The organism is Actinomyces bovis (genome assembly GCF_900444995.1).
Lineage (GTDB): Bacteria > Actinomycetota > Actinomycetes > Actinomycetales > Actinomycetaceae > Actinomyces > Actinomyces bovis.
This window is the reverse complement of sequence record NZ_UAPQ01000008.1, coordinates 104,659-129,262: the sequence shown is the minus strand read 5'-3', so window position 1 is coordinate 129,262 and position 24,604 is coordinate 104,659. Positions and strand designations below refer to the sequence as shown.

Sequence of the window (24,604 nt, the reverse complement as noted above, 5' to 3'; positions counted from 1 at the left end):
CACGGATTACCTTAGTGGCGCTTTACAGTTACGGTGGGTATAGCTGAGGTCTAGTGGCCTTGGGCTTCTTCTGCTTGGTCAGTGAGTACCGCGGTGTATTCCTTGACGTTGAAGGGCGTGGTGGTGTTGGTGGTGGTCACTGTGCCTGCTACCGGGCGGGTGACCCCATCAGGGGTGGTGTAGGTAGCACTCCAACTCGTAGTCAAAGTTACCTGCAGCCCTTGAGCAGGGGCCTGGTAGTAGTGGTAGACAGTGTGCTCAGGATAAGGATGGCCAGGGTCTGTAGTACGAGTGATGGTGCCATCACCCCAAGACCAGGCATAACTCTTAGGAGTGGCAGTAATAGTCACCGTGACACCCAGAACCTCAGTGCTCAGAACCCGGGGCTCTGGGTTGGTGTAGACAATCATGGGCATATCCCGGCGAGTATTTAACGACGGCGGCTGGCGAGTAATACCAGAACCATCCACCAACAGCCTAGAAACCTGGGACCGACTCACCCTAATAACCCGACCACCCTCAGAGCGCGCCGGCGCAGCGACATCTGGAACAGCAGGCTCAGCAGGCTGCTGCACACAAGACCTCCACACCTCAAAATAAATCTCAGGATCATCCACCGCAGCACAGAACTGCGTGCGCTGATTAGATGTTGAAGGATTGTCCGCACCTTGAACGTACTCACCGGTATTCATACCCGGGTAGCCAGTGAGTGCCGATGCTGCAGGAGTTCCACTAGAAACGATTTCATTACTAGTGCCGATAACCTGTACAGTATTACTCCCTGAATTGGCATCAAAATCAAAACCGGTCATAGGCGTGAGTGCATTGGTGACCAATACGGCTGCAGACATGTGCCGCAGGAGGCCTTTGACCTTCATTTGAGAACCTCACCCTCTCGCACCTTCCAGCGGCCATCCGTGTGGCGCATGGCCAGCCGCAGGGTACGATGCTCCTGCACCTCGGTCGGAGTTCCATTCCCAAATTCGTCATACTCAATAGTTCCCGGATTCGTCAGTTCAACGTCAACTCCTGAGTACTCGTAGCCTGGGGCAGGTGCGATATATGAAAGCGTGTACACCTCAAAGTTCCAATGGTCCGCCCAACCGCCATTGTCGTGCAGGTTCTTCGAATTATCAGCTACTTTTTGACAGAAGACGCAACCCTCTTCGCTTATGGCCAGCCAGGGCTGAGTATTACCGGTCGTGTAGGTGTAGGTGTACAACAACATGATGTATTTGGCAGTCTGGTTTGCTCCATCCACACTGTTTTCATCCATGCGGTCTAGTTTTCGGGGTTCAGGGGTGGACAGTGCCTTGTCCTTGCTGGCCTGCGCCTCCGGCGACAAAGACGGGGCCTGAGACGGGATCGCTGAAGCACTAGCACTAGCAGGCGGCCAAGGCACACCCGCCGCGACAGCAGAAGCCGAAGCCTCCGCCGAAGCCGAAGCCCTACGCTCAAGCTCCCGCGACACCAAATCATTCACACTCAAAGTCGGACTAGCCTCAGCCGAAGGCCTACCACTACACGCACCAACCGGCAGCACCAACAAAACCAAAGCCAACACCCCAGCCACCACACGCCCAACACGCCCGGACACCCTCTGTCTAGACCGCCGCAACCGAAAGCGGCCTCGCAAGCGATAAGCCCCAACACCCACCCCAGGCGCAGCAAACAGGTTAGGACCGACAGACCGATCCCCCTCAACCGCCCCAGGCAAAGAAACATCAACAGGCACTGAAACGCTCAACGGCCCAATAACTAGCAAGACTGTCCTCACAAAACTCAGGGAAACAAACAGGACCCGCACCCACCTCAGACCCAGATGACACCCTTGCCACCCACCTCAAACAGGCACAAGCAAAGTCTAAGCACACCACACTCCCCCAGACCCAGACTGTGGATAACCAACTACAAAATCATTAGGGCCATTGGGGAGCTGTCCGAAATTCGGTGTGTGGGGTCCGGCGGTTTTCATCAGTGAGTGATTCTCTCGAACCGTCCGGCGAAGGTGATCGCGAACGCGTTCAACGCGGGCTTCCACCTCATCACCCAGCGTGCCCGGCCTGCGCCGGTGGGGTCAAGCGACCGCGTCACGAGGTAGAGGCACTTGAGTGCGGCGGCCTCGTTGGGGAAGTGTCCACGTGCCCTGACGGCCCGCCGATACCTCGCGTTGATCGACTCGACCGCGTGCGTCGTGCAGATCACCCGCCTGATCTCGACATCGTACTCAAAGAACGGCACGAACTGCGCCCAAGAGTTCCGCCACAGTTGCACGATCGCGCGATAGCGTTCGCCCCACTCGGCGGCGAACTCCTAGAACCGGTCCTTGGCCGCCTGCTCAGACGGAGCCGTATAGACCGGCTTCAGTGAACGGACGATCGCGTCGCGGTGCTGCCGTCCTGCGTATCGGAAACTGTTGCGAATCAGGTGGACGATGCACTACTGCACGACCGTCTGCTCCCAGGTCGTGTTGATCGCCTCAGGCAGACCCTTCAGCCCGTCGCACACGGCAATGAGGACGTCTTCGACACCCCGGTTCTTCAGCTCGGTAAACACCTGCAACCAGAACCTCGCGCCCTCCTGCCCGTCACCTGCCCAGATCCCGAGGATGTCGCGTTCCCCGTTCACGGTCACGCCCATCACGGACCTTCACTTTCGAATCGCGTCGACGAAGATTACCGGATAGAGCAGATCAAACGGGCTCTTCGCAGATGGGCGGGTAGCTGGCTGAGCGCGTCGGTGCTGGGGTGAGGGTCGAGGTCTTCCGATGATGGGAGTTCTCACACTGACCATCCGGCGGAAGACCTCGACGTGCTCACCGCTACCTTCGCGATCCCTGACCTGACGGTGTTGTGCCGTCTCGACGAGCTGGGCCTTGTGGCCGTCGGCCAGCGGCTGGCCTCGGATCGGGTGGTGATCGAGTGCCGGGTCGCCGCAGGGCTGGGGATGTCCTGACACACGGCCAATGATGCGGTCCTCGCCGAGGGACGCCGCGTGCTCATCGATGACCCCGGCCGGTTCGACGGGGTTCGGCTGCTCGGCGTCGACGAGCACGTCTGGCGCCACACGAGGTCCAAGGACACGTACGTCACCGTCATCATCGACCTCACCCCGGTGCGTGAGAAGACGGGCCCCTCGCGGTTGCTAGACATGGTCGAGGGGCGCTCCAAGCAGGTGTTCAAGACCTGGCTCGCCGCCCGACCCCAAGGTTGGCGGGAGGGAGGGGCGAGGTCGTCGCGATGGACGGGTTCACCGGGTTCAAGACCGCCGCCAGCGAAGAGCTACCCGACGCGACCGCGGTGATGGATCCATTCCACGTCGTCCGTCTTGCCGGCGACGCGCTGGACCAGTGCCGTCGCCGGATCCAGCGCGACACATTCGGGCGGCGGGGCCGGAAGGACGATCCGCTATACAAGGCCCGCCGCACCCTCCACACCGGCACCGGCCTGCTAACCGAGAAGCAGCAGACACGCCTGACAGCACTGTTCGCCGACGAGCAGCATATCGAGGTCGAGGCGACCTGGGGCATCTACCAGCGGATGGTCACCGCCTACCGGCAACCCGACCGCAAGCTAGGAAAGTTCCCCATGCAGTCCGTCATCGACCCGCTGACCAATAGTGTCCCGACCCTGCTCATCAAGCTGCGCCGCCTCGGCCGCACCCTCAAGCAGCGCGCCGCCGACATCCTCGCATTCTTCGACCGCCCCGCCACCAGCAACAGCCCCACACAGACAATCAACGGCCGCCTCGAGCACCTCCGCGGATCAGCCTTGGGATTCCGGAACCTGACAAACTACATCACCCGATCGCTACTTGAAACCAGCGGCTGCAGGAACCACCCACACCCTCATTTACAACGAGCCATCAAACGGCCTGCTCGACCATTCGCCGAGTTCGCCGGCGACTTTCTCCGGGATCCGGCTGATCGTGTCCCTGGACACCTTCGCCCCGTAGACCTTCGAAGTACGCGGCAATCTCACCGGTCGTCAGACCCCGCGCGGTCAACAACACCACGATCTGATCGATCCCATCGAGACGGCGCTTCCACTTCGGGACAATCACCAGCTCGAACGACCCATCACGGTCCCTTGGGACCTCGATCTCGACGAGACCGATCTCGGTGAGCACGGTCCTCGCGCGCGTCCCGTTGCGCATGTTCTCGGCGATCGGGGTCCCGCCGTGCTCGTGGCCAAGATGTTCGATCAACTCGGCGTTCAGCACGGTCTCCAGGACATTCTTCGTGAGCTGGTTCAGCAGCCCTCCCGGGCCGACCAAGCTCATACCTGCTCTTTGGCCTACGCGAGCAGGGGTTCTACGAGTTCTTTCTGATCAATGATCTCCTCGGTCACGAGATCAATCATCTCGTCATCAGCGATGACGTCAGTCATGTCAGACACGGCCATCTCCTATCGAATTCAGGCCGGACCCTCACACACCGTCTTCCTTACAGTCTCCCATTGGGCCCTGATCTCATTAGCACCCATGGTTGACAAGAGCATCACAGCCACTGTGACGTCCGAGTTACTGAGTGTGGGTGCGGGCAGCGCCTGGGTGTTAGTGGCCTTGGGCTTCTTCTGCTTGGTCAGTGAGTACCGCGGTGTATTCCTTGACGTTGAAGGGCGTGGTGGTGTTGGTGGTGGTCACTGTGCCTGCTACCGGGCGGGTGACCCCATCAGGGGTGGTGTAGGTAGCACTCCAACTCGTAGTCAAAGTTACCTGCAGCCCTTGAGCAGGGGCCTGGTAGTAGTGGTAGACAGTGTGCTCAGGATAAGGATGGCCAGGGTCTGTAGTACGAGTGATGGTGCCATCACCCCAAGACCAGGCATAACTCTTAGGAGTGGCAGTAATAGTCACCGTGGCACCCAGAACCTCAGTGCTCAGAACCCGGGGCTCTGGGTTGGTGTAGACAATCATGGGCATATCCCGGCGAGTATTTAACGACGGCGGCTGGCGAGTAATACCAGAACCATCCACCAACAGCCTAGAAACCTGGGACCGACTCACCCTAATAACCCGACCACCCTCAGAGCGCGCCGGCGCAGCGACATCTGGAACAGCAGGCTCAGCAGGCTGCTGCACACAAGACCTCCACACCTCAAAATAAATCTCAGGATCATCCACCGCAGCACAGGTAAAGACACTCTTATCGACTTTCGGTGCATCATATTCAGAATTCACATTGTCTTCCGCCCCAGCACTTTCACTATGAGAGAGTGATGATCTTGTGGGAGTTACATGTTCTATTGCCACCTGTTCCTCGACCCCGGAAACTCCAAAACTGTCGGAGCCGACATTCACGTCAACACTCGGCTTTAATGGCACTGCGACAGCCCCAACAGCCATTACTGAGTAGAGCGCGACACAAAACACCTGAGACGTGTTCACTTGACAACCTGTCCGCCACGCAGCATCCACTTGCCATCCACATAATCCAGTGCCAAGCGCAGAGTCTTGTTTTCTTCACGCTCGGTTTGAGAACCGTTTCCAGAACTGTCATATTCCATGGTTCCGGGATTCGTGATTTGTAAATCAACCACACTGTAAGTGTTACCAGCAGAGGCTTTCCTGTGAGTAATGGTATATAACTCAAAGCTCCAGTGATCCGCCCAACCACCACTGTCGTGCAGTTCTTTAGTTACATCCACCAGATGTTTACAGAACTTACAATCATCTTCCGTAAGATCCTGCCAAAGCTTGGTGTTTCCCGTGGTGTAGGTGTAGGTATAAAGCAGTAAGAAGTACTTAGCTGCTTGCGCTACACCATCAAGACTGTTCTCGTCCATACGCACCGGCTTCCGGGGTTCGGGTGTGGACAGTGCCTTGTCCTTGCTGGCCTGCGCCTCCGGCGACAAAGACGGGGCCTGAGACGGGATCGCTGAAGCACTAGCACTAGCAGGCGGCCAAGGCACACCCGCCGCGACAGCAGAAGCCGAAGCCTCCGCCGAAGCCGAAGCCCTACGCTCAAGCTCCCGCGACACCAAATCATTCACACTCAAAGACGGACTAGCCTCAGCCGAAGGCCTACCACTACACGCACCAACCGGCAGCACCAACAAAACCAAAGCCAACACCCCAGCCACCACACGCCCAACCCCAGAAGGTGGACACCAGCGGCTAGCCCAACTCCGAGTTCCACCAGCAAACCCAGGCAAAGAAACATCAACAGGCACTGAAACGCTCAACGGCCCAATAACTAGCAAGACTGTCCTCACAAAACTCAGGGAAACAAACAGGACCCGCACCCACCTCAGACCCAGATGACACCCTTGCCACCCACCTCAAACAGGCACAAGCAAAGTCTAAGCACACCACACTCCCCCAGACCCAGACTGTGGATAACCAACTACAAAAATCAGGGATTACTTGAAGCCTCGCCAGCATCCTGTTCAGCTAGACGCCGCTGCACCGCCTTGGGAACCATGGAGTCATGCGCCTTCGCATAGCCATACAGCCAGCGCCACCCCTCCATCGCCACCACGAGCAGCACCGCAGCCATGAAGCACCAGTTCCAGCCAGGCCAGCCACCGCCAATATGGCCCTGCGCCGTCAACCAGCCTAAAAAGGTCCAAACGGTTACCGCGTAGCCATCGGGCCAAGGGACCTCCAAGTGGTCACCTCCGCTACGCCATCTGCCCATCCACCAGGCAACCAACCAACCCAACAGCAGACCCACGAAGGGCCCCCACAAGACGCTCCCCCACTGCGGCAAGGTCTTAGTAGAGGCTGCTCCCAGCGCTGTGGCAACCACGACTGCCAAGACATCAGCTGGGAGCACCAACCACCAGCGGCTCCGCCGTCCCCGAGTCCAGGGCCGGTCCGGACCGTCCGGCACAGGTGGCCTGTATGCCACTAGCCCCGGCTTCTCCTCAATGCCCTCCCCCAAGCTTCAACTCCCGGCTCAGAAAGCCCAGGTGGCGCCTGCAGTAGCCACATCCACCGGACCGGCATAAACCTCACGCGCCTCAGCTGCGGGGATTGCAGTGTCGGTCCAGGGTTGAATATGGGTCAGCACCAGGCGCCCTGCGGCTCGACGCCCACCCAGTCCACTAGTGCCAGCAGCTAGTTGCCCAGCTCGGCGTCCAGTCATATGCATGCCGCGTGGCTCATTGCCTTGCTCTGTGAAGGCAGCCTCGGCGAGCAGTAGGTTCACGCCGTCGCTCATTTCCTCAATGCCCTCACACAGGTCCGTGTCACCAGTGAAGGCCAGGGAAACAGTACTGACACCGTCCTCTCCCGGGCCCTCCACGCGGTAGCCATAAGCCTCCACCGGGTGCAGCGCCACAAAAGGAGTGATGGTGAAAGGGCCGATCTGCAGGGTTTGGCCGGGCACCGCCGTCGCAAAGGTGAACTCGGTGGCGTAAGTTTCCTCAGGTGGGGTGCCATCAACGCCGTTTAGGCGCTCCAGTAATTCTGCTGGCCCAATTGTGGGAATTGGACCTAAGGCACCGGCAGGATTCCAACGCCGGTAAACGTGCATTCCCACCATGTCGACCATATGGTCGGCATGGCAGTGAGAAATCAGCAAGCCATCAAGCTCAGCGGGGTCTAAATAGTTGAGCATTTGCCCCATGGATCCAGGCCCCAAATCCAGCACCAATGACCAGGTGCGCTCAGCACCATCGGGGCCTGCGGCACGAGCCTGGACCAGGTAGGAGGAGGCGGTGGAGCAAGGGCCGGACATCGACCCTGAGCACCCGATGATGGTCAGCTTCATGCAGTCTCCGTATGCAGAACGGCGGGGATATTGGGGGCAGCAGGCCTAGGGGGGCGCACGGCGTCCACCTCCGGGCCAAGAAAGCGACGCGCCAAGGCAGTAAAAGCCTCGGGGTCTCCGGTAGCACGGAACTGGTGAACTGGGTCTGGGGCATCGGGGCTGCGCAGCAGGTCGGCCTCCGCGAGCGCCCGGTAAGTGTCCTTCGCGGTTTCCTCAGAGCTGGTGACCAAGGTGATGTCCTGGCCCATCACATAGGAGATCGGGCCCAGTAGCAGCGGATAGTGAGTACAGCCCAGCACCAGGGTATCCACGCCCTTTGCCTTCACGGGTGCCAGGTACTCCTCGGCCACATCCAATACCTGCGGACCGGTGGTCACGCCCATTTCCGCGAGTTCCACAAAGCGCGGGCAGGCCTGCTGCACCAGCTCGATCCCGGGCACTGCCTCCAGGGCATCCGCATAGGCACCGGACTCGACTGTTCCTCGGGTAGCGATCACTCCCACCTTTCCATTGCGAGTGACGCGAGCAGCAGAGCGCGCAGCTGGGTGAATCACCTCAACCACGGGCACACCGCGCCCCACCGTGTAGCGCTCACGCGCGTCATGCAGGACGGCGGCACTGGCGGTATTGCAGGCAATTACTAGAAGCTTGACGCCAGCGTCCACCAATTCATCCATGACTTTGATGGCCAGGCCACGTACCTCAGCGATGGGGCGGGGACCATAGGGACCGTACTTGGTGTCCCCGATGTAGAGGATCTCCTCGCGAGGCAGCAGGTCCAACACGGCGCGCGCAACTGTCAGACCGCCGACTCCGGAGTCAAACATGCCGATGGGCGCGTCGTTCATATGGTCGAGACTATGTCTGCCCTTAGTTTTCCTCGACTGCGGCAAGCAGTGATTCCTGCCACCAGGTAACCATTTCATAAAGCACAACCCGCATATGGCGCAGATGCGCCTGTGGAATAGCACTCAGCGGTGGGGTCTCAAGCAACTCTTCATGCACTGCCTCGGCGGCCTGTGGTGTGGTTATCTCCAGACGCTGAGCCAGGAAGAGGCGTAGGTCATTTAGCGCCCCCAACCAGTCGGGCAACTGCCTGGCTACCACCAGCACCTTTCCGTCTGGACCGCTTGGGGCCAGCAGCTCGCGGGCCATCGCAACTAGCCGCCGATGCTTATCATCGCGCAGAGGCTCACGGATTAGCGCAGCCAAGTCGGCAGCAAGCTGTGGGTCCTCACTGGCTTGGGGCAGCAGAGCAGCCAGAGCTGGGTCCTCGGCAGGATGAGCGAGATAGGTGGTGGGTGCCTCCGCATCCTCCCCCGGCGTAAAGTCCAGGGCAGCCAGGGTGCGAGCATCAGCCAAGCTCTCTCCTTCGCGGGGGCGCGGTGGCTGGGTTACAACCTCGGGGCACTGAGCCGCATCTGACTGTGGGGCGTTGGCGACGGCGTCGCCAAGCTGAGCTGGTGGAAAGCTGCTCTCCTGAGCTGAGGTCTTAGCCTGGTTAGAACTGGGCCCGAGGATGCCCGCTACCTCACGTACCAACTGCTCCAGCACAATCCGTTCCCAGGGTTCCAAGGCGGAGTGGAAGCCGCCCGCCGTTGGCTGGAATGCGCGCATATCAGACCGCCGTCCCTGCCGAGGCGGCCTCGTCGTCGCCTCCCAAGGGTTCCAAGGTGGCGCGCAGGCCATAGGAGTGCATGGCGGCTACGTCCACCTCCATCCGCTCGCGAGCCCCTTTGGACACGACGGCGCGACCGCGCGTGTGCACCTCCAGCATCCGAGCCTGCGCCACGGTGCGTGAGAAGCCAAAGTAAGAACGGAAGACCCAAGTTACATAGTTCATGGTGTTGACGGGGTCGTCGTGAACGACTGTGCACCACCGGCGGGCAGTCTGGGGCCGCTCAAGCAACTGAGACTGCGAGCTGGCACCTGTGGTTAAGTCAGCGGTCACGCTCTCAGAGTAGCGGCAGGCCCTGCACGGTTTCTGGATTCTGGACATAGATTGCTGTCATGACATCCATCCCCAGCCTGTCCAGCACCGCCCTCCTGACCGACATGTACGAGTTGACCATGCTCCAGGGGGCGCTGCACGCCGGCACCGCCGAGCGACGCAGCGTCTTTGAACTGTTCGGCCGTACCCTGCCTTCCTCACGGCGCTTTGGCGTGGTGGCGGGCACTGGCCGGCTACTGGACGCAGTGGAGTCCTTCACCTTCACCGACCAGCAGATCGACTTCCTGCACCGCACCGGCGTGGTGGACGACGTAACTCTGGACTACCTGCGCGGCTACCGCTTCACAGGCACAATCCACGGCTATGCCGAAGGCGAGTGCTACTTCTCTAACTCCCCGCTGCTGACAGTGGAGGGAAGCTTTGCCGAAGCCTGCATCCTAGAAACCTTGGCTCTGAGCATCTACAACTACGACTGCGCCGTCGCCTCCGCCGCCTCCCGCATGACGATCGCAGCCCACGGGCGCCCCTGCGTGGACTTTGGAGCCAGGCGCGCTAATGAACACGCTGCGGTAGCTGCCGCCCGCGCCTCCGTAGTGGGAGGTTTTGTGGGCACCAGTGATCTGGAAGCCGGCATGCGTTACGGCATTCCTACCGTGGGCACTTCCGCACACTCCTTCACTCTGCTGCACGACTCGGAAGAGGAGGCTTTTGCCGCGCAGGTGGCCTGCCTGGGGCCAGGCACCACGATCCTGGTGGACACCTATGACATTGCTACTGGCGTCGAGCGGGCGGTCAAGGCCGCCCGCGCGGCCGGTGGCGAGTTGAGCGCGGTGCGTCTGGACTCCGGCGACCTAGTGGCAGAGGCCTTTAAAGTACGCGCACAGCTAGACGCCCTGGGGGCTACGACCACACGCATCACTGTCACTAATGACCTGGATGAGTATGCAATCGCCGGTCTGGGTGCAGCTCCGGTGGACTCCTATGGTGTGGGAACCAAGCTGGTTACCGGCTCTGGTCGTCCGACGGCGGCGCTGGTGTACAAGCTGGTGGAGCGTATGGGCGCCAATGGTGAAATGGAGGAGGTCGCCAAGTTCTCCTCCGGTGGCAAGGCCACGCTCGGTGGACGCAAATGGGCCGGCCGGGTGCTAGATGAACAGGGTCGTGCCTGTGAAGAGTTGATTGTCTCCGCCGAGGGGCAAGATGAGGCGCTGGCGGCGCTTAAGGCGGCCGGGGCTCGCCCGCTGCAGGTGGAGTTGGTGCGCGACGGCGTCGTGGTTGAGGAGCATCGCGGCACCGAGGCCCTGCAGGCGGCAGCTGAGCGCCACCGCACTGCCCGGGCAGAACTGCCGTATGACGGTTGGCGCCTAAGCGAAGGGGAGCCAGCCATCCCCACCCGGCATCTTGACTTGGACGGTCGCGAGACCCGTCAAGGCTGAAGCCAAAGCACCCTTTTTTGACCAGTTCGCCCGTTCTTGTCTAAAACGCCTGCGCTGCGGGCGTCGTCGTCAAGAACGGGCGAATTCGTCAGCGCTGGGGCCAGGACAGGCGGCCTCAGCGCTTTCCGACGAACCAGCGGCGCAGCGTCCGCACACGCTTTTCAATCTCCTCCGTGGAGGCCTGAGCCACCTCGGGGCCACCGCATACCCGCCGTAGCTCATTGTGGACGACGCCGTGGGGTTGGCCGGAGCGTCGCGCCCAAGCGGATACCAGCTGGGAGAGTTCCTTGCGGGCAGCAACCCGACGGCGGGCGTCGTCCATGCCGGAGTTGGCACGGCGCTGCGCCGCAGCCGCCGCCTCCCGCTTGGAAGCCTTAATCTGAGCGTCCTGACGCTGACGCAGCAGAGCCGTTACCTCTTCTGGGGACAGTAGCCCCGGCAGCCCTAGATACTCCTGCTCCTCCACAGAGCCGACCATCGCGCCGGTGCCGAACTCACCGCCGTCAAAGAGCACGCGGTCAAACTCGGCGGTGGAGTTCATGGCCTCGAAAGCCCCGAAGAGGTCGTCGGAGGCCTGCTCGGTTTGGTTGGCCTCCGCAATCAACCGGTCCTCAGGGTAGGCAAAGGCCCCGTCATTCTGCTTGGGGGCGTTGAGCACATGATCGCGCTGCACCTCCAGTTCACCGGCCAGGGCCAGTAGCGGAGTGACGGAAGGTAGGAACACACTGGCGGTCTCCCCCCGAGCTCGCGAGCGCACAAAACGCCCCACAGCCTGGGCAAAGAACAGGGGCGTGGAGGTGGAGGTGGCGTAGACGCCCACAGCCAGGCGGGGCACGTCCACCCCCTCAGAGACCATGCGCACCGCCACCATCCAGCGGTCCTGGGAGGCGGAGAAGGACTCAATACGGCTGGAAGCCCCGGAATCGTCGGACAAGACCACGGTGGGGGGCTGACCGGTGATGGCTTTTAGTTTGGCGGCGTAGGCGCGGGCGGTGGCTTGGTCGGAGGCGATCACCAGACCACCGGCATCGGGAACTTGACGGCGCACTTCGGTTAGGCGTTGGTCTGCAGCGGCCAAAACGGCGGGAATCCAGTCTCCGTCAGGCGCGAGGGCGGTGCGCCAAGCCTGGGCTTCCAGGTCCTTGGTGAGGGGCTCGCCTAGGCGGGCGGCCAACTCGTCACCGGCCTTGGTGCGCCAATGCATCTCTCCTGAGTAGGTCATGAACATAACGGGCCGAACGACGCCGTCGCGCAAGGCCTCGGCATAGCCGTAGGCATAGTCTGCTTTGGAGCGTTTGTTGCCGGAAGCGTCCTCCGCATAGGTGACGAAGGGAATGGGTGAGGTGTCTGAGCGGAAGGGCGTTCCGGTTAGGGCTAGGCGTTTGCGTGCCGGGGTAAAGGCCTCGCGTATGGCGTCGCCCCAACTGAGGGCGTCTCCGCCGTGGTGAATCTCGTCCAGGATCACCAGGGTGCGGGTGGCGCTGGTGCGGGCCCGGTGAAGGTTGGCGTTCGCAGCCACCTGGGCGTAGGTCAGGGCTACGCCGTCGTAGCGGGAGCCGAGGGCCCCTTGGGAGTTGGTGTAGGAGGGGTCCACCTGGATGCCGACGCGTGCGGCAGCCTCCGCCCACTGAAACTTGAGGTGCTCGGTGGGGCACACGATGGTGACCTTGTGGACCTCACCGGTGCTGAGCAGTTCTGCGGCGATGCGCAACGCGAAGGTGGTCTTGCCAGCTCCAGGGGTGGCGACTGCCAGGAAGTCCTGGGGCAGGTCACGCAGGTAGCGTTCCAGAGCGGCAGCCTGCCAGGCGCGCAGAGGCCTGGTGGTGCCCCAAGCAGCCCGTTGAGGGTAGGCCGGAGGGAGGTTCTCCGCCGCGAAGATGGAGGGCTGGTGGGGGTTGCTGCGTGCCTGGCTGTTGCGGGCCGGGCTCACTTATCGCCCCGGCGGAAGGGGTTAGGGAAACGGCCTCCGGAACCTCTGCCGGAGCCATTGCCTTCATCGCCTCCGCCACGCATTTGCTCATAGATAGCCTTGCAGGTGGGGCAGATGGGGTATTTGGACGGATCCCGTCCGGGTGTCCACACTTTGCCGCATAAGGCGACGACGGGGCGTCCAGTGGCGGCCGCTGCGTCGATGCGGTCGCGGCGCACGTAATGGGCAAAGCGGTCGGCGTCACCGTCGTCAGTGTGCTGCAGTTCCTCGCGCTCCAGCACGGCGGTGCCGACGCCCTGGGTCGGCTCAGTGCTGGGGGCACTTGGCGACTGGGGTCCGTGGGGGTCGCTCGTGGCGCGCGCGCCCAGGTGGGCACTCTTGCGGTTGAGGCGAGGTGCGGTCATGGGCCCAGTGTAGGCCGGCCCTGAGACCCGATCGCCGTGCGGAGCCCTGCACCACATGTGCGAAGCCTCTCCCCGCCCTGTCCCTCCCCTACTTCTCCGTTCGGACAACCTTCAGCCGTTCGGACAACCTACGACCGTGTGCATGGTTGTCCGAACGGCGCATGGTTGTCCGAATGGAGGGTGGCAGGGGGTGGGGGCGACGACGACGTCGGTGAGCTGCAGGCCGCCTCCCGGTTCAGTGCTTGGCAGTGAGTTTGGAGGCAGCAGCGCGGTCAACTAGGACCAGCGCATCAGGGTGGTTCTGCATTACCGTGGCGGGCCACTGGGCACTGATCTTGCCCTCAACGAGCTGGTGAATAGCTTCAGCTTTGTTCTCACCGGTAGCGATTAGCACGAGCTTGCGGGCCTTCATGATGGTGCCCAGGCCCTGCGTAATGCAGTGGGTAGGAACCTGATCGATATCGCCGTCGAAGAAGCGGGCGTTGTCCGAGCGAGTCTTCTGAGTCAAGGTGTCAATGTGGGTCGGAGAGTCCAGCGGACCACCGGGCTCGTTGAAGCCAATGTGTCCGTCAGCGCCAATGCCCAGGATCTGCAAGTCACAGTAGCCAGCCTGGGCCATCTTGGCCTCGTACTCGTCGCAGGCGGCCTGCAGGTCTTCACGCAGGGCGTCTGGTCCCTGGAGGGCACCCTCAGGCATATCGATGCGGGAGCGGAGGTTGCGCTCCATGAAAGTGGCGTAGCGCTCGGGGTGCCCCTCAGGCAGGCCGACGTACTCGTCGAGCATGAAACCTTTGACCTGTTTGAAGGAGATGCGGCCCTCCTGGCAGCGGCGAGTTAGCTCGTCGTAGAGCGGCAGCGGGGAAGAGCCGGTGGCGGTTCCCAGCACGGCGTTTGGTTTGGTTTTGATGAGCGCCTCGATGGCGTCAGCGGCGCGCTCAGCGATCTCTTCGTCGGTGTCCAGAATGACGAGCTCCACGATTCTTCCTTCGCTATGTCGTGGTTCCGGCCGCCAACTGGTGGCCGACTGGTTTGCGGCGCTGCTCTGCGCCCTACAGGAGAATCGTAGGACATCAGACAAATCTGTGCCGCGATTCTGGACCCAGCAGGCCGTCATATCTCAGGGAGTGCGTCACACCTGTTCAGCGGGCCTCCGCGTGCCCAGGCCAGCTACGCACGGTAGTGAGCACCTGCACCCACCGCTGGTCCAGCAGCCTCCCTCCCAGGCGTACCCCCAGCCATGCAGCCGCCAAACCCCATAGGGCACCCGCGCAGAGCAGCAGCCAACCCCACACCCAGGCCCCTTGGAAGGCAATCACCAGGAAGCCAATAGCCACCGGGCAAGCCGCCAAGGCAATCAGGCCTAGCCCAACCGCCTGAATCAGAGAAGTTACGAAGGCTATGCCGGAGGTGCGTGAACGCATCGGACTATCCCCTGGCGCATTAGTCTCGTACGGGAGCATGACGCTAGTGATGGAGGACCACGCCAGGGCACAGCCCAGCACCGCCAGCGTCACCCCCAGGACAGCCGGCAACATATCCCAGCGCCCAGTCCACAAGCCCATGACGCTCAGCAGCGCCAGGAGCAATGGCAGGAGCCACACGGTCAGGCCAAGCATCCGCCCTAAGCGGTCGTGGTACCCCCGCAGACCAGCTGCCAGATGCATCCATTGGGCGGTGGAGTCGAATCCCAGATCGTCGTGCAGCGCCCAGCCCCCAATGAGCGCCATAGCTGGCACCAAGGCCAGCAAAAGGCTGGGAGCGTGCCCCAAACTAAAGCTGAACTCAATCGGCCCCTCCCCGAGATCCACAGACACCCTGCCACGGAGCGTGTTCACCATAGCCACCCCCACCAACACCAGCGGGATAAGCACCAGGGCGACACCCTGCGCCAAGTACCTAGGATCCGAGCGCCAATACCGCAGGCAGCGCGCAGCTACGGCCGCTGCAGGTGAGGGCACGATTCGCGCTAGACGCCGCTGCCAGACCAAGGGCTCAGCCACACCGACGGCGTCGGTACGTGCCACCACCGGGCTAGCTGTTTGCGCGGCAGCTGCCTCTTGCCCGAAGGTGATTTGCTTATGCGAGCTGCTGCGCGCGCTGCGGCCAGTCATCACGCGAGCCACCACGCCATGCCAGGCCGGCAGCAGGAGAACCGGCAGGATCACCGCCCCCAGGGTCTTCAGAGTGGCTGGCAGAAACTTCCCCGCGGCCAGCTCAGCCGGAGCGGAAAAAGACCAACCTAGCGGCGTAAACGCGAGCCATCGGGAAACATCATCCAGGAGCTTCAGGTTTAGGTCTCGCGATTCCAACCAGAAGTTGAGTATGGAGGGCAATATTGAAGCCCCAAAGATCACCAAAACGCCCACCAAGGCCATCACATCCCGACCGCGACGGCTGGTGGACAGGCCGCTGCCAATCACCAGCACCCGGGAAGCCAGCACGCAGGTGGCCAGAGCAACCGGAGCCAGCAAGACGGCCAACAGGGCCGCTGCCGAACGCCCCGCCAGCGCCCAGCTTAGGGCTGGCAGCACAAAGGCCAGAGCGGTGACGATTCCCGGCAGCCCGGTGGCACCTGCGGCGGCCAGTCCCCGGCTCAGCTGCCGCGAGGGGGCAATCCACCCAGCCAAGGCACGGGGGTCTAGGGTCGTGTCCACGCCGGTGAATAGCATGGGTATCAGGCACCACCCAAGCACAGCCAGGGATCCGAGCAGTGTCAGCACCATGGCAACCTGGTGTGGAGCTTGAGCCCCCAGGAAGACCGCACCGAACACCAGTCCTGCCAGGAGGAAGAGCCCATACACGCCCCCCAGGATGGTGCCAATGATGGCCCAAATATTGCCGCGCAGCCTGTTGAAGGTCAGGCGCCACCTCAGTTTGATGAGGGTCGTAGCCATGAGAGCTCCTCGTGTTGGGTGGGGGCGCCTACGAGCTGAGCAAAGCGGGCGTCTAGGTCTTGCCCGGCCGCTACTTCAGCGGTGGTGCCAGCGGCAAGGACCCGTCCGGCAGCGATGACGGCAACGTGGGTGCACAGGCGCTGCACGGTGGCCATAACGTGGCTGGAGATAACCACTGTGCCTCCGGCCTTGGCGAAGTCCAGCAGGATGGCTTGGATGGTCTGGGCAGAGACGGGGTCCACCGCTTCAAATGGCTCGTCCAGCACGAGCACTGAGGGCGAGTGGACCAGTGCACAAGCCAGGTTGACTTTCTTGCGCATGCCTGCGGAGTAGTCAGCCACCAGCTTGTCTCCCGTGTCTACCAGCCCCAGCACTTCAAGCAACTGCTTAGTGCGGGCGAGCACGGTTTCACGGTCCAGCCCTCGCAGCAGACCGGAGTAACTGACCAGCTCGGCGCCGCTGAGGCGGTCGAAGGTGCGCATGCCGTCCGGCAGGACACCCAGCCGAGCCTTGGCCTGGGCGGGCTGTGCCCAAACATCCACGCCGTGGACGAAGGCCGTCCCTTGGTCTGGCAGGAGCAGACCGGTGGCCATGGACAGGGTGGTGGTTTTGCCCGCACCGTTGGGGCCGACGACGCCGTATACGGCCCCTGTGGGCACGTCCAGGCTGAGCATATTGACGGCGATTTTCGGGCCGAAGGCTTTACAGAGGCCACGCATCGCCAGCGCTGGGGCGCTGGGGTCCCCCAGGGCGGTGGCGCCACCGGGCTGGGTTGGTTTTGTTTGACTGGGGACACCTGTTTGGCTCATAGCTCTAGGTTAGGCAGGTCACAATCCGCGGCCCTCCTCCGGCTGGAGGATTGTGCTCTCCTTCGCACGTAGTAGCTCCGGGCGGGAGACAAAGACGCAAGGTGCGCCACCTATAGCGGGTGGCGCACCTTGCGTCTCTATGTGAGTTTGTGGCTCTCAGGCCGCCGGCTCACTTGCCGCCGGAGACGGCCTTCTTGAGGGCGGAGCCGACGGTCAGCTTGACGCCGTAGCCAGCGGGAATCTTGATCTCCTCGCCGGTGCGGGGGTTACGGCCAGTGCGAGCGGCGCGCTTGACGCGCTCAACACCCATGAGGCCCGTGATCTTGACGGCCTCACCCTTCTTGACGCTGGAGACCAGGACTTCCTGAAAGGCGCTCAGGAAGGCGTCAGCCTGGGTCTTGTTGAGGCCAGCCTTGTCGGCGATGGCGGCAATCAGCTCGGTGCGGTTGACGGACATGGTTACCTCTCGGTTGTTGGTCGGCCCGAATGTTCGGAGCCGCTGCGGCTACGTTATGCGCAAGCCGCCAGGTTTTCCAGGCAGCAACACGGATTTTTGGGCGTGTTGCCAACAAAATAGTTCACGCTAGCCACACCTGCCACAGCAGTCACAAGCGTTTCGCTGTCAGTTCTGGTTTCCGGCCTGCACAGCGTCCACGAACCACTTAGTGATGGAGGTCGGGTGGGTGATGGCAGTGCCAACGACCACCGCGAATGCTCCGCGCTCCATGGCCTGGGTGGCATGAGCTGGAGTGTGGATGCGTCCTTCAACCACCAGAGGCAGCTGCGCGAAGGTTTTGATCTCGTCGACCAATTCCAGGTCAGGGCCGTCGGTCTTAGGCCGCTCACCGGTGTAGCCGGCCAGGGTGGTGCCCAGGAGATCCACGCCAGCGTCCTGCGCTGCACGGGCGTCGTCGGCGCTGCCACAGTCGGCCATGATGATGATCTCGGGACGGGCCTGGCGCAGGCCCTCCACAGTCTGGGCCAGAGTCAGGCCGTCCGGGCGGGGGCGGCGCGTGCCGTCCAGAGCCACGATCTGACTGCCGGTGGCGGCCACGGCGATGGCGTGGGTGAGCGTGGGGGTGATGAAGACGCCGTCGTGCCCGTCCTTCCACAGGCCAATGACCGGCACCTCCACATGCTGGTTGATAAGGGCCAGGTCAGCCAGCCCTTGGGCGCGGATGCCGACGGCGCCGCCGATAACGCAGGCCTGCGCAATCTGGTCCATGGTGCGTGGGTCACGCATGGGCTCGCCGGGGTAGGCCTGGGCGGAGGCGATGAGGCCGCCGCGCAACTGGTCGAGGATGGCCTGCTTGTCAGTCATTGGATGCTTCTCTCCCCCGGCTTTGCCGGGATGGTGGGGGTTGTTTGTGGGACGGCGGGCCGATCCAGTGGACCGGCCCGCCGGGTGCTCAGGCCTGCTTTGGCAGGGTGAGCCAGGCCTCATGGGAGGCGCCGATGATTGGGGCGTTGGTGCCCAGCACCGCTGGCACCAGCTCAAGGTCCTTGGCCACAAGGTCCACGAGTTCGGCGCGTACGGTCTCGCGCAGGGGCCCCCACCACAGTTCCCCGGAGCGGGCGAGACCGCCGGAGATGATGACCTTGTGGGGGTCAAGCACGGTGATGACCGCCGCGATCGCCTGCCCGAGAGCCACCGCGGCTTCTTGATAGATGCGCTGTGCAGTGGCATCGCCTGCGCCAGCGAGGCGCTCCACGACCAGGGCGGTGGTCACCTCTGTGCTGCCAGTGGCCTCGCGGTAGCGGCGGGCGATCTGCGGTCCGGCGCCCACGGCTTCTAAATGCCCGAGACGCCCACAGGTGCAGGTCTCATCTGCGGCGAGGTGGGAAGGCATATGCCCCATCTCGCCGGCCAGGCAGTGCGCCCCGTGGTACACCCGCCCACCCAACACGATGGCACCGCCTACGCCGGTGCCCACAGCCACAACGAGGGCGCTGTCGGCGCCAGCTCCGGCGCCGAGCCAGGCCTCGCCTGCGGCGTAGGCATTGACGTCATTGTCGACGTGCACATGGAGTTGCTTGCCGCCGCTGATGCCTGCGTCCGCGAGGCGCTGGCAGACTCCTGCGGAAATCTGGGTTCCAGGCCAGTCGGTGATGGCGTCTGTGGCAGATATGACGCTGCCGGTAGTGGGGTCGATTACTCCGGCGGCGCCGATGCCAATAGCCACAGGGTTTACTGCAGTTCCGGGCGCGTCGTCGGTTCCGGCCTGGACCACCTTGATGATCAGTTTGGCGATGGCGTCAAGCATTGCCTCGGGGCCGTCGTGGGCGGGAGTCGGGCAGGAGGAGACAGGGCCTAGCAGAGCCCCGTCGGGGTCGACCAGAGCGGCAGCGATCTTGGTGCCGCCGAGGTCGACCCCGACAAGAGCGGTGCTGGCGTTGACCGTTTCAGTCACCACTGTAGGTTTCCGTCCAGGTCTCAGATGAGGCCCTGCTCGCGGGCAATCGCGAGGATGCCGGCCTTGACCTCACCCTCGAGGGCCTTGACTGGGAAGGCCATCTCGTTGCTGGCGATGGTGCCCTGCGCCTCCATGACGGTCTTGAATGCGCCGATGCCGGTGGCGTCGCCGGAGCGGCCCTGGGGCACAAACACGATCTCGAAGCCGGCGCAGATCTTGTCCTGCAGGCGGCGGACTTCCGCCCAGTCGCCCTTCTGGGAGGCAGCCCACATGTCGGCGTAAGGCTTGGGCTCGACGTTGCCGTAGCCGGGGACGACGCCGTCGCCACCGAGCAGCAGCATGCCGTCAACCACGCATTCGTGGCCGGTAAGCAGGGCGAGCGGGTGCCCGGCCTTCTCATTGGCGGCCACCAGGCGGCGGAAGCCGACGTCGTCGCCAGAGGAGTCCTTGACGCCGGCCAGGACGCCCTCGGTGCCGAGCTGGACCAGCATGTCGCGGGTCAGCTTCTTGCCGTTAAGGCGGACGGGGACGTCGTAGGCGAACAGTGGCACGTTGATAGCGCCGGCGATGGCGCGGAAGTGGTCCGCGATCTCGTTCATGTCGTTGATCGCGTAGAAGGGGCAGGCGGCCACGACGGCGTCGGCTCCCAGGGCCTCGGCGCGCTTGGCCTGCTCGATGACTCGGTGAGCAGTGGTGTCAATGGCACCGGCGAGCACGGGCACGCGGCCCGCAGTGCGCTCAACGGTGAACTTGACGGACTCGTCACGCTGGGAGTCGGTGAGGTAGGCGACCTCGCCGGAGGAGCCACCGACAAACAGGCCGTTGACGCCTCCCTCGATGAGGAAGTCGATCAGACGCCCCATGCTGTCAAAGTCGATCTCACCGTCCTTGAAGGGCGTGATGACCGGAGGGATGACGCCGGTGAAACGGGTGTCCATGGTGTTCTTCTTTCTGGTGTGCTTGTGGGGATCTTCTGTGGGCCGCGCTCAGCGGTCGAGCAGTGAGGGCACGGCGGACAGGAGGGTCCGGGTGTAGTCCTGCTGCGGGTTTTCGAAGATCTCCTTGGTGGTGTTCATCTCCAGGATCTCGCCGAAGTACATAACCGCGATGCGGTCGGAGACGTAGCGCACGGTGTTGATGTCGTGGCTGATGAAGACTAGGCCTAGGCCCAGGCTCGCCTTAAGGTCCTGCAGCAGGTTCAGCACCTGTGCCCGCACCGAGACGTCTAGCGCGGAGGTCGGCTCGTCAGCGACGATGATGTCCGGGTCCAGCGCCAAGGCGCGGGCAATCGCCACACGCTGACGCTGACCACCGGAGATCTGCCGTGGCAGTACATCCAGGGCCGAGGGCGGCAGGCCAACGAGGTGGAGCAAGTCCTTGACCTTGGCTTCACGCTCGGCGGGGCTGCCAATGCCATGCACGTTGAGCGGGTCGATCAGCGTGTCGTGGACGATCATGCGGGGGTTCAAGGCGGTGGCTGGGTCCTGGAAGACCACGGACACTGCCCGGCCTAGTTCACGGCGGTCAGCTGCGGTGTTCCCCAGCTTGCGGCCCTTGAAGAAGACTTCTCCCTTGGTGAGTTCCTGCAGGCCGACCATCACTCGGGCGGTGGTGGACTTGCCGCAACCGGACTCCCCCACAAGGCCGACGGTCTCGCCGCGTTTGACAGTGAGGGACACGTCGTTAACGGCGTGAACGGTGTCGGGGCGGAAGAGCTTGCCGGTGCGGGACTTGTGGATTACGTGTGCGTGCTTGAGCTCGATGACCGGGTCGGTCTCCGGGTTCCAGCCGCTGTTCTTTGCGTCGCTCATCAGTGGGTCTCCTTCGCGAGTACCGCCTCAAGCTCGGGCGTGATGGCGTAGACGTGGTCCTGCGCGCCCTGAGGCACGGGCTTGAGGACCGGACGCGTCTCCAGGCCGACCGTCGGGTAGGAAGAGCGAGGCGCAAAGCGGTCGCCCTTGACGAACTCCGAGGGGCTGGGGACGGTGCCGCGGACCTGGTGGAGGCGGTTGGAGCCAGCCTCGATGGACAGGACCGCACCGAGCAGGCCGCGGGTGTACTCGTGGACCGGGTTGGTGAGCAGCTCAGAGGTCTTGGCCTGCTCGACCACCTGGCCGGCGTACATGACGGTGATGCGGTGGGCCAGCTTGGCCACCAGTGCCAAGTCGTGGGAGACGAAGACCATGGCGAAGCCGAGCTTTTCACGCAGGTCGTTGAGCAGGTCCACAACCTGTTTCTGGACGGTGACGTCCAGGGCGGTGGTGGGCTCGTCGGCCATGACCAGGCTGGGGTCGCGGGTGAGCGCCATGGCGATCAGCACACGCTGCCGCTGACCACCGGAGAGCTCGTGCGGGTAGCTCTTGAGGGTGCGGACCGGGTCCAGACCCACGAGTTCGAGCAGATCCTTCGCGGAGCGGGTTCCGCCGCGGCTGGTGAGCTGCTTCATCTGAGCGGAGATCAGCATGGAGGGGTTCAGGGAGGACAGGGCGTCCTGGTAGATCATGCTCATCTCGTGCCCGCGCAGCTGGTTGTGCTGCTCGGGGGTGAGCTTGAGAATGTTCTGGCCCTTGAACAGGATCTCGCCCTGAATGCGTGCGGTTGGGGGCAGCAGGCCCATGACGGCCATCGAGGAGATGGACTTACCGCAGCCGGACTCACCCACCAGGCCCATGGTCTCGCCGGGGCGGACCGAGAAGGAGACGTTGTCAACGATGTTGACCTCTCCGTGCTGGGCGGGGAAGGCGATGGAGAGGTTCTTGACCTCGAGCACCGGGGTGGCGTCTTCGTTCTGGTAAACGAGGCGGTCACCACGGGCCCGCTCGGCCACGCGCAGCTGGGCTAGGCGCTCGGAGAGCGGCACGTCCTCTGCAGCAGCGACGGCGGCAACACCGGTGAGGCCGGAGACGGAGCCCTCAGGGTCCTTGTCCACGGCGCCAGCGGGCAGCTTGGCGTTGGCGGCGACGGCGCCCTCGGCGTCCTGCCAGGCGGCCTGGGTCTCGAGGGCTTCCTCGTCAGCCTGGACGTCAACCTTCTTGCGGATGCGCGGCGAGGCCATGGCGTCGGTCAGACCCTCGGAGAGGATGTTCAGGCAGAGGGTGGTCACCAGGATCATCAGGCCGGGGAAGAAGGTCGGCCACCAGTGCCCGCTCAGCAGCAGGGCCTTGCCCTCAGAGAGCATATTGCCCCAGGTGGGGGTGTTGACGGCCTGGATACCGGTCCCGATGAAGGAAAGCGAGGCCTCGAAGACGATGGCGTCAGCCACTAGGACCGTTGCGTAAACCATGATCGGGGCGATGCAGTTGCGCACCACGTGCTTGGACAGGATCCACGGAACGCGAGCACCCATGACCTTGGAGGCCGCGACGTAGTCCTCACCGAACTGGGACAGGACATTGGCGCGGACCACGCGGGTCAGCTGTGGGGTGTAGACGATGGCGGTGGCAATGATGATCACCGCGACGATTGGCAGCTTGGTGGCGGACATGGCGAGCACCAGCACGGCTGCGAGGGCAATGCCGGGGAAGGACATTACGACGTCGAGCACGCGCATGAGGCTCTCAGCGATCCACTTGCGGCTGGTGGCGGCGATGGAGCCGAGGACTGCGGCAGCAGCCAGGGCCAGGGCGGTGGCGCTCAGGCCGACCACCAGGGAGACGCGTCCGCCGTAGACGGCGCGAGAGAAGTTGTCTCGGCCGGTGGCGTCGGTGCCAAAGAGGTGGCTGAAGGACGGGGCCTCGGCCGGGTCGTTGGTGACGATTTCGCCTACACCTTCGACTTGGGTGACGATCGGGGTACCTGAGCCGGTGCCGGTGGTGGCCGGGTCGTAGGGGGCGATCAGCGGAGCGAAGATGGCCATCAGGGTGATGATGCCCAGGATGATGACGGCGATCTTGGAGCCCAGGGGTAGGGCTTTCCAGCCCTGGAAGCGCAAGCCTGGCGCGGAGGCCTTCTCTAGTGTGCGACGGTGCAGCATCAGATGCTCCTGATTCGCGGGTTGACCATCACGTAGAGCAGGTCGACCGCGATGTTGATGATGATGAACGCGGCGGCCACGGTGATGGACACGCCTTGGACGATGTTGACGTCGTTACGGGTGATGCCATCAAAGATGAGCTGACCCATACCCCGGATGTTGAAGATGATCTCGATGACCACCGCACCACCCATGGCGTAACCGAGGCGCAGGCCCAGGACCGTCAGGGGGGTGATCAGCGCGTTGCGTAGGACGTTGCGTGCCACCACGGTGCGCTTGGGGATACCGCCACCGATCGCTGTACGGACGTAGTCGCGGTCGAGCTCCTCAACCATGGCGGTACGCACCACGCGGGTGAGAGTTCCGGTGTTGGGGACAGCGACGGCGAAGGCCGGCAGTGTCACCTGGCGGATATAGCCCGCGGGGTCATCGCCGAAGCTAACCCACTCGGTGACTACGGATGGGAACAATCCGGCGCCACCGGGAACATCCGCGAACCACTGGATCAGCAGCAGGGCCAGCCAGAAGGACGGGGTCGCTAGGCAGAGAATGGAGATGACGCGAATGACCTGGTCCGGCCACTTGTCGCGGTAGAGGGCCGCGATCACACCGAGGATCAGAGCGAAGATGACCGCCAGGAAAATGCCGATGAAGGTCAGCTGCAGGGTGATCGGGAAGGCCTTAGACACGTGCTCGCTGATGTCCACGCCGGTGAAGGACGTGCCCAGGTCACCTTGGACCATACCGGTCAGGTAGTCCCAGAATCGCTTGAGCAGGGGGTCATTTAAGTGATGGGCGATGCGGTACTGCTCGAGGGCGTCTGCCGACGCGGCTTCACCGAGCGCTAGGCGCGCCGGGTCAGCCGGAGAGAAGGACATGACGACGAAGACGAGCAGTGTCACGCCCAGCACCATGAAAGGCAGCGCAATGATGCGCCGACCAATCAGGCGGAGGAGGTTGGACACTGGGATGCTCCTTTGCTTCTGTGCCCGCGCCACCTGGGAACGGTAGCGAGCGGAGTGGACGGCTGCTTTGCTGTCCAGTTAATTGTCTGACGTCTGACGTCGGATCGCAAGTCC

Annotated in this window: 23 protein-coding genes and 2 pseudogenes; 2 read left to right on the top strand and 23 right to left on the bottom strand. The window is 63.1% G+C overall.

Annotation, left to right across the window (positions count from 1 at the left end; genetic code table 11):
* Nucleotides 1-50 precede the first annotated feature (50 nt).
* The 3 genes and pseudogenes from DR039_RS11120 to DR039_RS07575 all read right to left on the bottom strand — a co-directional run.
* The gene (locus tag DR039_RS11120; protein ID WP_126622231.1) at nt 51-878 is read right to left on the bottom strand and encodes a zinc transporter; all 828 of its coding nucleotides are present in this window, start codon (nt 876-878) and stop codon (nt 51-53) included.
* Nucleotides 875-1,402: a DUF6318 family protein gene (locus tag DR039_RS07580; RefSeq protein ID WP_267489832.1), complete on the bottom strand. Its 528-nt coding sequence runs from the start codon at nt 1,400-1,402 to the stop codon at nt 875-877. The genes DR039_RS11120 and DR039_RS07580 overlap by 4 nt, the downstream gene beginning before the upstream one ends.
* 572 nt (nt 1,403-1,974) lie before the next feature.
* Nucleotides 1,975-2,646, bottom strand: a pseudogene (locus DR039_RS07575) (IS256 family transposase); the annotation flags it as partial.
* A 165-nt stretch (nt 2,647-2,811) separates the two neighbouring features.
* Between DR039_RS07575 and DR039_RS07570 the strand changes: the two are divergent.
* Nucleotides 2,812-3,848, top strand: a pseudogene (locus tag DR039_RS07570) (ISL3 family transposase); the annotation flags it as partial.
* Nucleotides 3,849-3,864: 16 nt separating this feature from the next.
* Here DR039_RS07570 and DR039_RS07565 read toward each other — a convergent pair.
* The 8 genes from DR039_RS07565 to clpS form a co-directional block, all read right to left on the bottom strand.
* Nucleotides 3,865-4,281 (bottom strand): transposase, encoded by a 417-nt coding sequence (locus DR039_RS07565; RefSeq protein WP_197719057.1) that lies wholly within the window; start codon nt 4,279-4,281, stop codon nt 3,865-3,867.
* Nucleotides 4,282-4,554: 273 nt separating this feature from the next.
* Entirely contained in the window at nt 4,555-5,004 is a 450-nt protein-coding gene (locus DR039_RS07560) for a hypothetical protein (RefSeq protein ID WP_229116881.1), read from the bottom strand.
* A gap of 377 nt (nt 5,005-5,381) precedes the next feature.
* Nucleotides 5,382-5,990 (bottom strand): DUF6318 family protein, encoded by a 609-nt coding sequence (locus tag DR039_RS07555; RefSeq protein ID WP_126622227.1) that lies wholly within the window; start codon nt 5,988-5,990, stop codon nt 5,382-5,384.
* 362 nt (nt 5,991-6,352) lie between these two features.
* The gene (locus DR039_RS11550) at nt 6,353-6,607 is read right to left on the bottom strand and encodes a hypothetical protein (RefSeq protein WP_229116880.1); all 255 of its coding nucleotides are present in this window, start codon (nt 6,605-6,607) and stop codon (nt 6,353-6,355) included.
* 291 nt (nt 6,608-6,898) lie between these two features.
* Nucleotides 6,899-7,714, bottom strand: a complete 816-nt coding sequence (locus DR039_RS07545) for an MBL fold metallo-hydrolase (protein WP_111836783.1) — start codon at nt 7,712-7,714, stop codon at nt 6,899-6,901.
* Nucleotides 7,711-8,541: a glutamate racemase gene (murI, locus tag DR039_RS07540; RefSeq protein WP_229116895.1), complete on the bottom strand. Its 831-nt coding sequence runs from the start codon at nt 8,539-8,541 to the stop codon at nt 7,711-7,713. The genes DR039_RS07545 and murI overlap by 4 nt, the downstream gene beginning before the upstream one ends.
* A 43-nt stretch (nt 8,542-8,584) precedes the next feature.
* Nucleotides 8,585-9,331, bottom strand: a complete 747-nt coding sequence (locus tag DR039_RS07535) for a DUF2017 family protein (protein WP_170166876.1) — start codon at nt 9,329-9,331, stop codon at nt 8,585-8,587.
* Nucleotide 9,332: 1 nt separating this feature from the next.
* Nucleotides 9,333-9,623 (bottom strand): ATP-dependent Clp protease adapter ClpS, encoded by a 291-nt coding sequence (gene clpS / locus DR039_RS07530; protein WP_229116894.1) that lies wholly within the window; start codon nt 9,621-9,623, stop codon nt 9,333-9,335.
* A gap of 101 nt (nt 9,624-9,724) precedes the next feature.
* On the opposite strand from clpS, the gene DR039_RS07525 reads away from it, so the two are divergent.
* Nucleotides 9,725-11,101, top strand: a complete 1,377-nt coding sequence (locus DR039_RS07525) for a nicotinate phosphoribosyltransferase (protein WP_111836779.1) — start codon at nt 9,725-9,727, stop codon at nt 11,099-11,101.
* 115 nt (nt 11,102-11,216) lie between these two features.
* Here DR039_RS07525 and DR039_RS07520 read toward each other — a convergent pair whose 3' ends face one another.
* The 12 genes from DR039_RS07520 to DR039_RS07465 form a co-directional block, all read right to left on the bottom strand.
* Nucleotides 11,217-13,031, bottom strand: a complete 1,815-nt coding sequence (locus DR039_RS07520) for a DEAD/DEAH box helicase (protein WP_111836778.1) — start codon at nt 13,029-13,031, stop codon at nt 11,217-11,219.
* On the bottom strand, nt 13,028-13,435 hold the full coding sequence (locus DR039_RS07515) for a DUF3039 domain-containing protein (protein ID WP_111836777.1): 408 nt from the start codon (nt 13,433-13,435) through the stop codon (nt 13,028-13,030). Before DR039_RS07515 ends, DR039_RS07520 begins: the two co-directional genes overlap by 4 nt.
* Before the next feature lie 235 nt (nt 13,436-13,670).
* Nucleotides 13,671-14,411, bottom strand: a complete 741-nt coding sequence (gene nagB, locus DR039_RS07510) for a glucosamine-6-phosphate deaminase (protein ID WP_111836776.1) — start codon at nt 14,409-14,411, stop codon at nt 13,671-13,673.
* Nucleotides 14,412-14,574: 163 nt separating this feature from the next.
* Nucleotides 14,575-16,329: a transporter gene (locus tag DR039_RS07505; RefSeq protein ID WP_111836775.1), complete on the bottom strand. Its 1,755-nt coding sequence runs from the start codon at nt 16,327-16,329 to the stop codon at nt 14,575-14,577.
* Entirely contained in the window at nt 16,305-17,138 is an 834-nt protein-coding gene (locus tag DR039_RS07500; protein WP_407641280.1) for an ABC transporter ATP-binding protein, read from the bottom strand. The genes DR039_RS07505 and DR039_RS07500 overlap by 25 nt, the downstream gene beginning before the upstream one ends.
* A gap of 169 nt (nt 17,139-17,307) precedes the next feature.
* On the bottom strand, nt 17,308-17,595 hold the full coding sequence (locus DR039_RS07495; RefSeq protein WP_111836774.1) for an HU family DNA-binding protein: 288 nt from the start codon (nt 17,593-17,595) through the stop codon (nt 17,308-17,310).
* A gap of 165 nt (nt 17,596-17,760) precedes the next feature.
* Complete coding sequence (locus tag DR039_RS07490) at nt 17,761-18,459, bottom strand: N-acetylmannosamine-6-phosphate 2-epimerase (protein ID WP_111836773.1); 699 nt, start codon at nt 18,457-18,459, stop codon at nt 17,761-17,763.
* An 88-nt stretch (nt 18,460-18,547) separates the two neighbouring features.
* Entirely contained in the window at nt 18,548-19,549 is a 1,002-nt protein-coding gene (locus DR039_RS07485) for an ROK family protein (protein ID WP_229116879.1), read from the bottom strand.
* A gap of 23 nt (nt 19,550-19,572) precedes the next feature.
* Complete coding sequence (locus DR039_RS07480; RefSeq protein ID WP_111836771.1) at nt 19,573-20,490, bottom strand: dihydrodipicolinate synthase family protein; 918 nt, start codon at nt 20,488-20,490, stop codon at nt 19,573-19,575.
* Nucleotides 20,491-20,538: 48 nt separating this feature from the next.
* Nucleotides 20,539-21,363 (bottom strand): ATP-binding cassette domain-containing protein, encoded by an 825-nt coding sequence (locus DR039_RS07475; RefSeq protein ID WP_111836770.1) that lies wholly within the window; start codon nt 21,361-21,363, stop codon nt 20,539-20,541.
* Nucleotides 21,363-23,525, bottom strand: coding sequence for a dipeptide/oligopeptide/nickel ABC transporter permease/ATP-binding protein (locus DR039_RS07470; protein WP_111836769.1), 2,163 nt, complete (start codon nt 23,523-23,525; stop codon nt 21,363-21,365). Before DR039_RS07470 ends, DR039_RS07475 begins: the two co-directional genes overlap by 1 nt.
* Nucleotides 23,525-24,490: an ABC transporter permease gene (locus DR039_RS07465; protein ID WP_111836768.1), complete on the bottom strand. Its 966-nt coding sequence runs from the start codon at nt 24,488-24,490 to the stop codon at nt 23,525-23,527. Before DR039_RS07465 ends, DR039_RS07470 begins: the two co-directional genes overlap by 1 nt.
* Nucleotides 24,491-24,604: the final 114 nt, after the last annotated feature.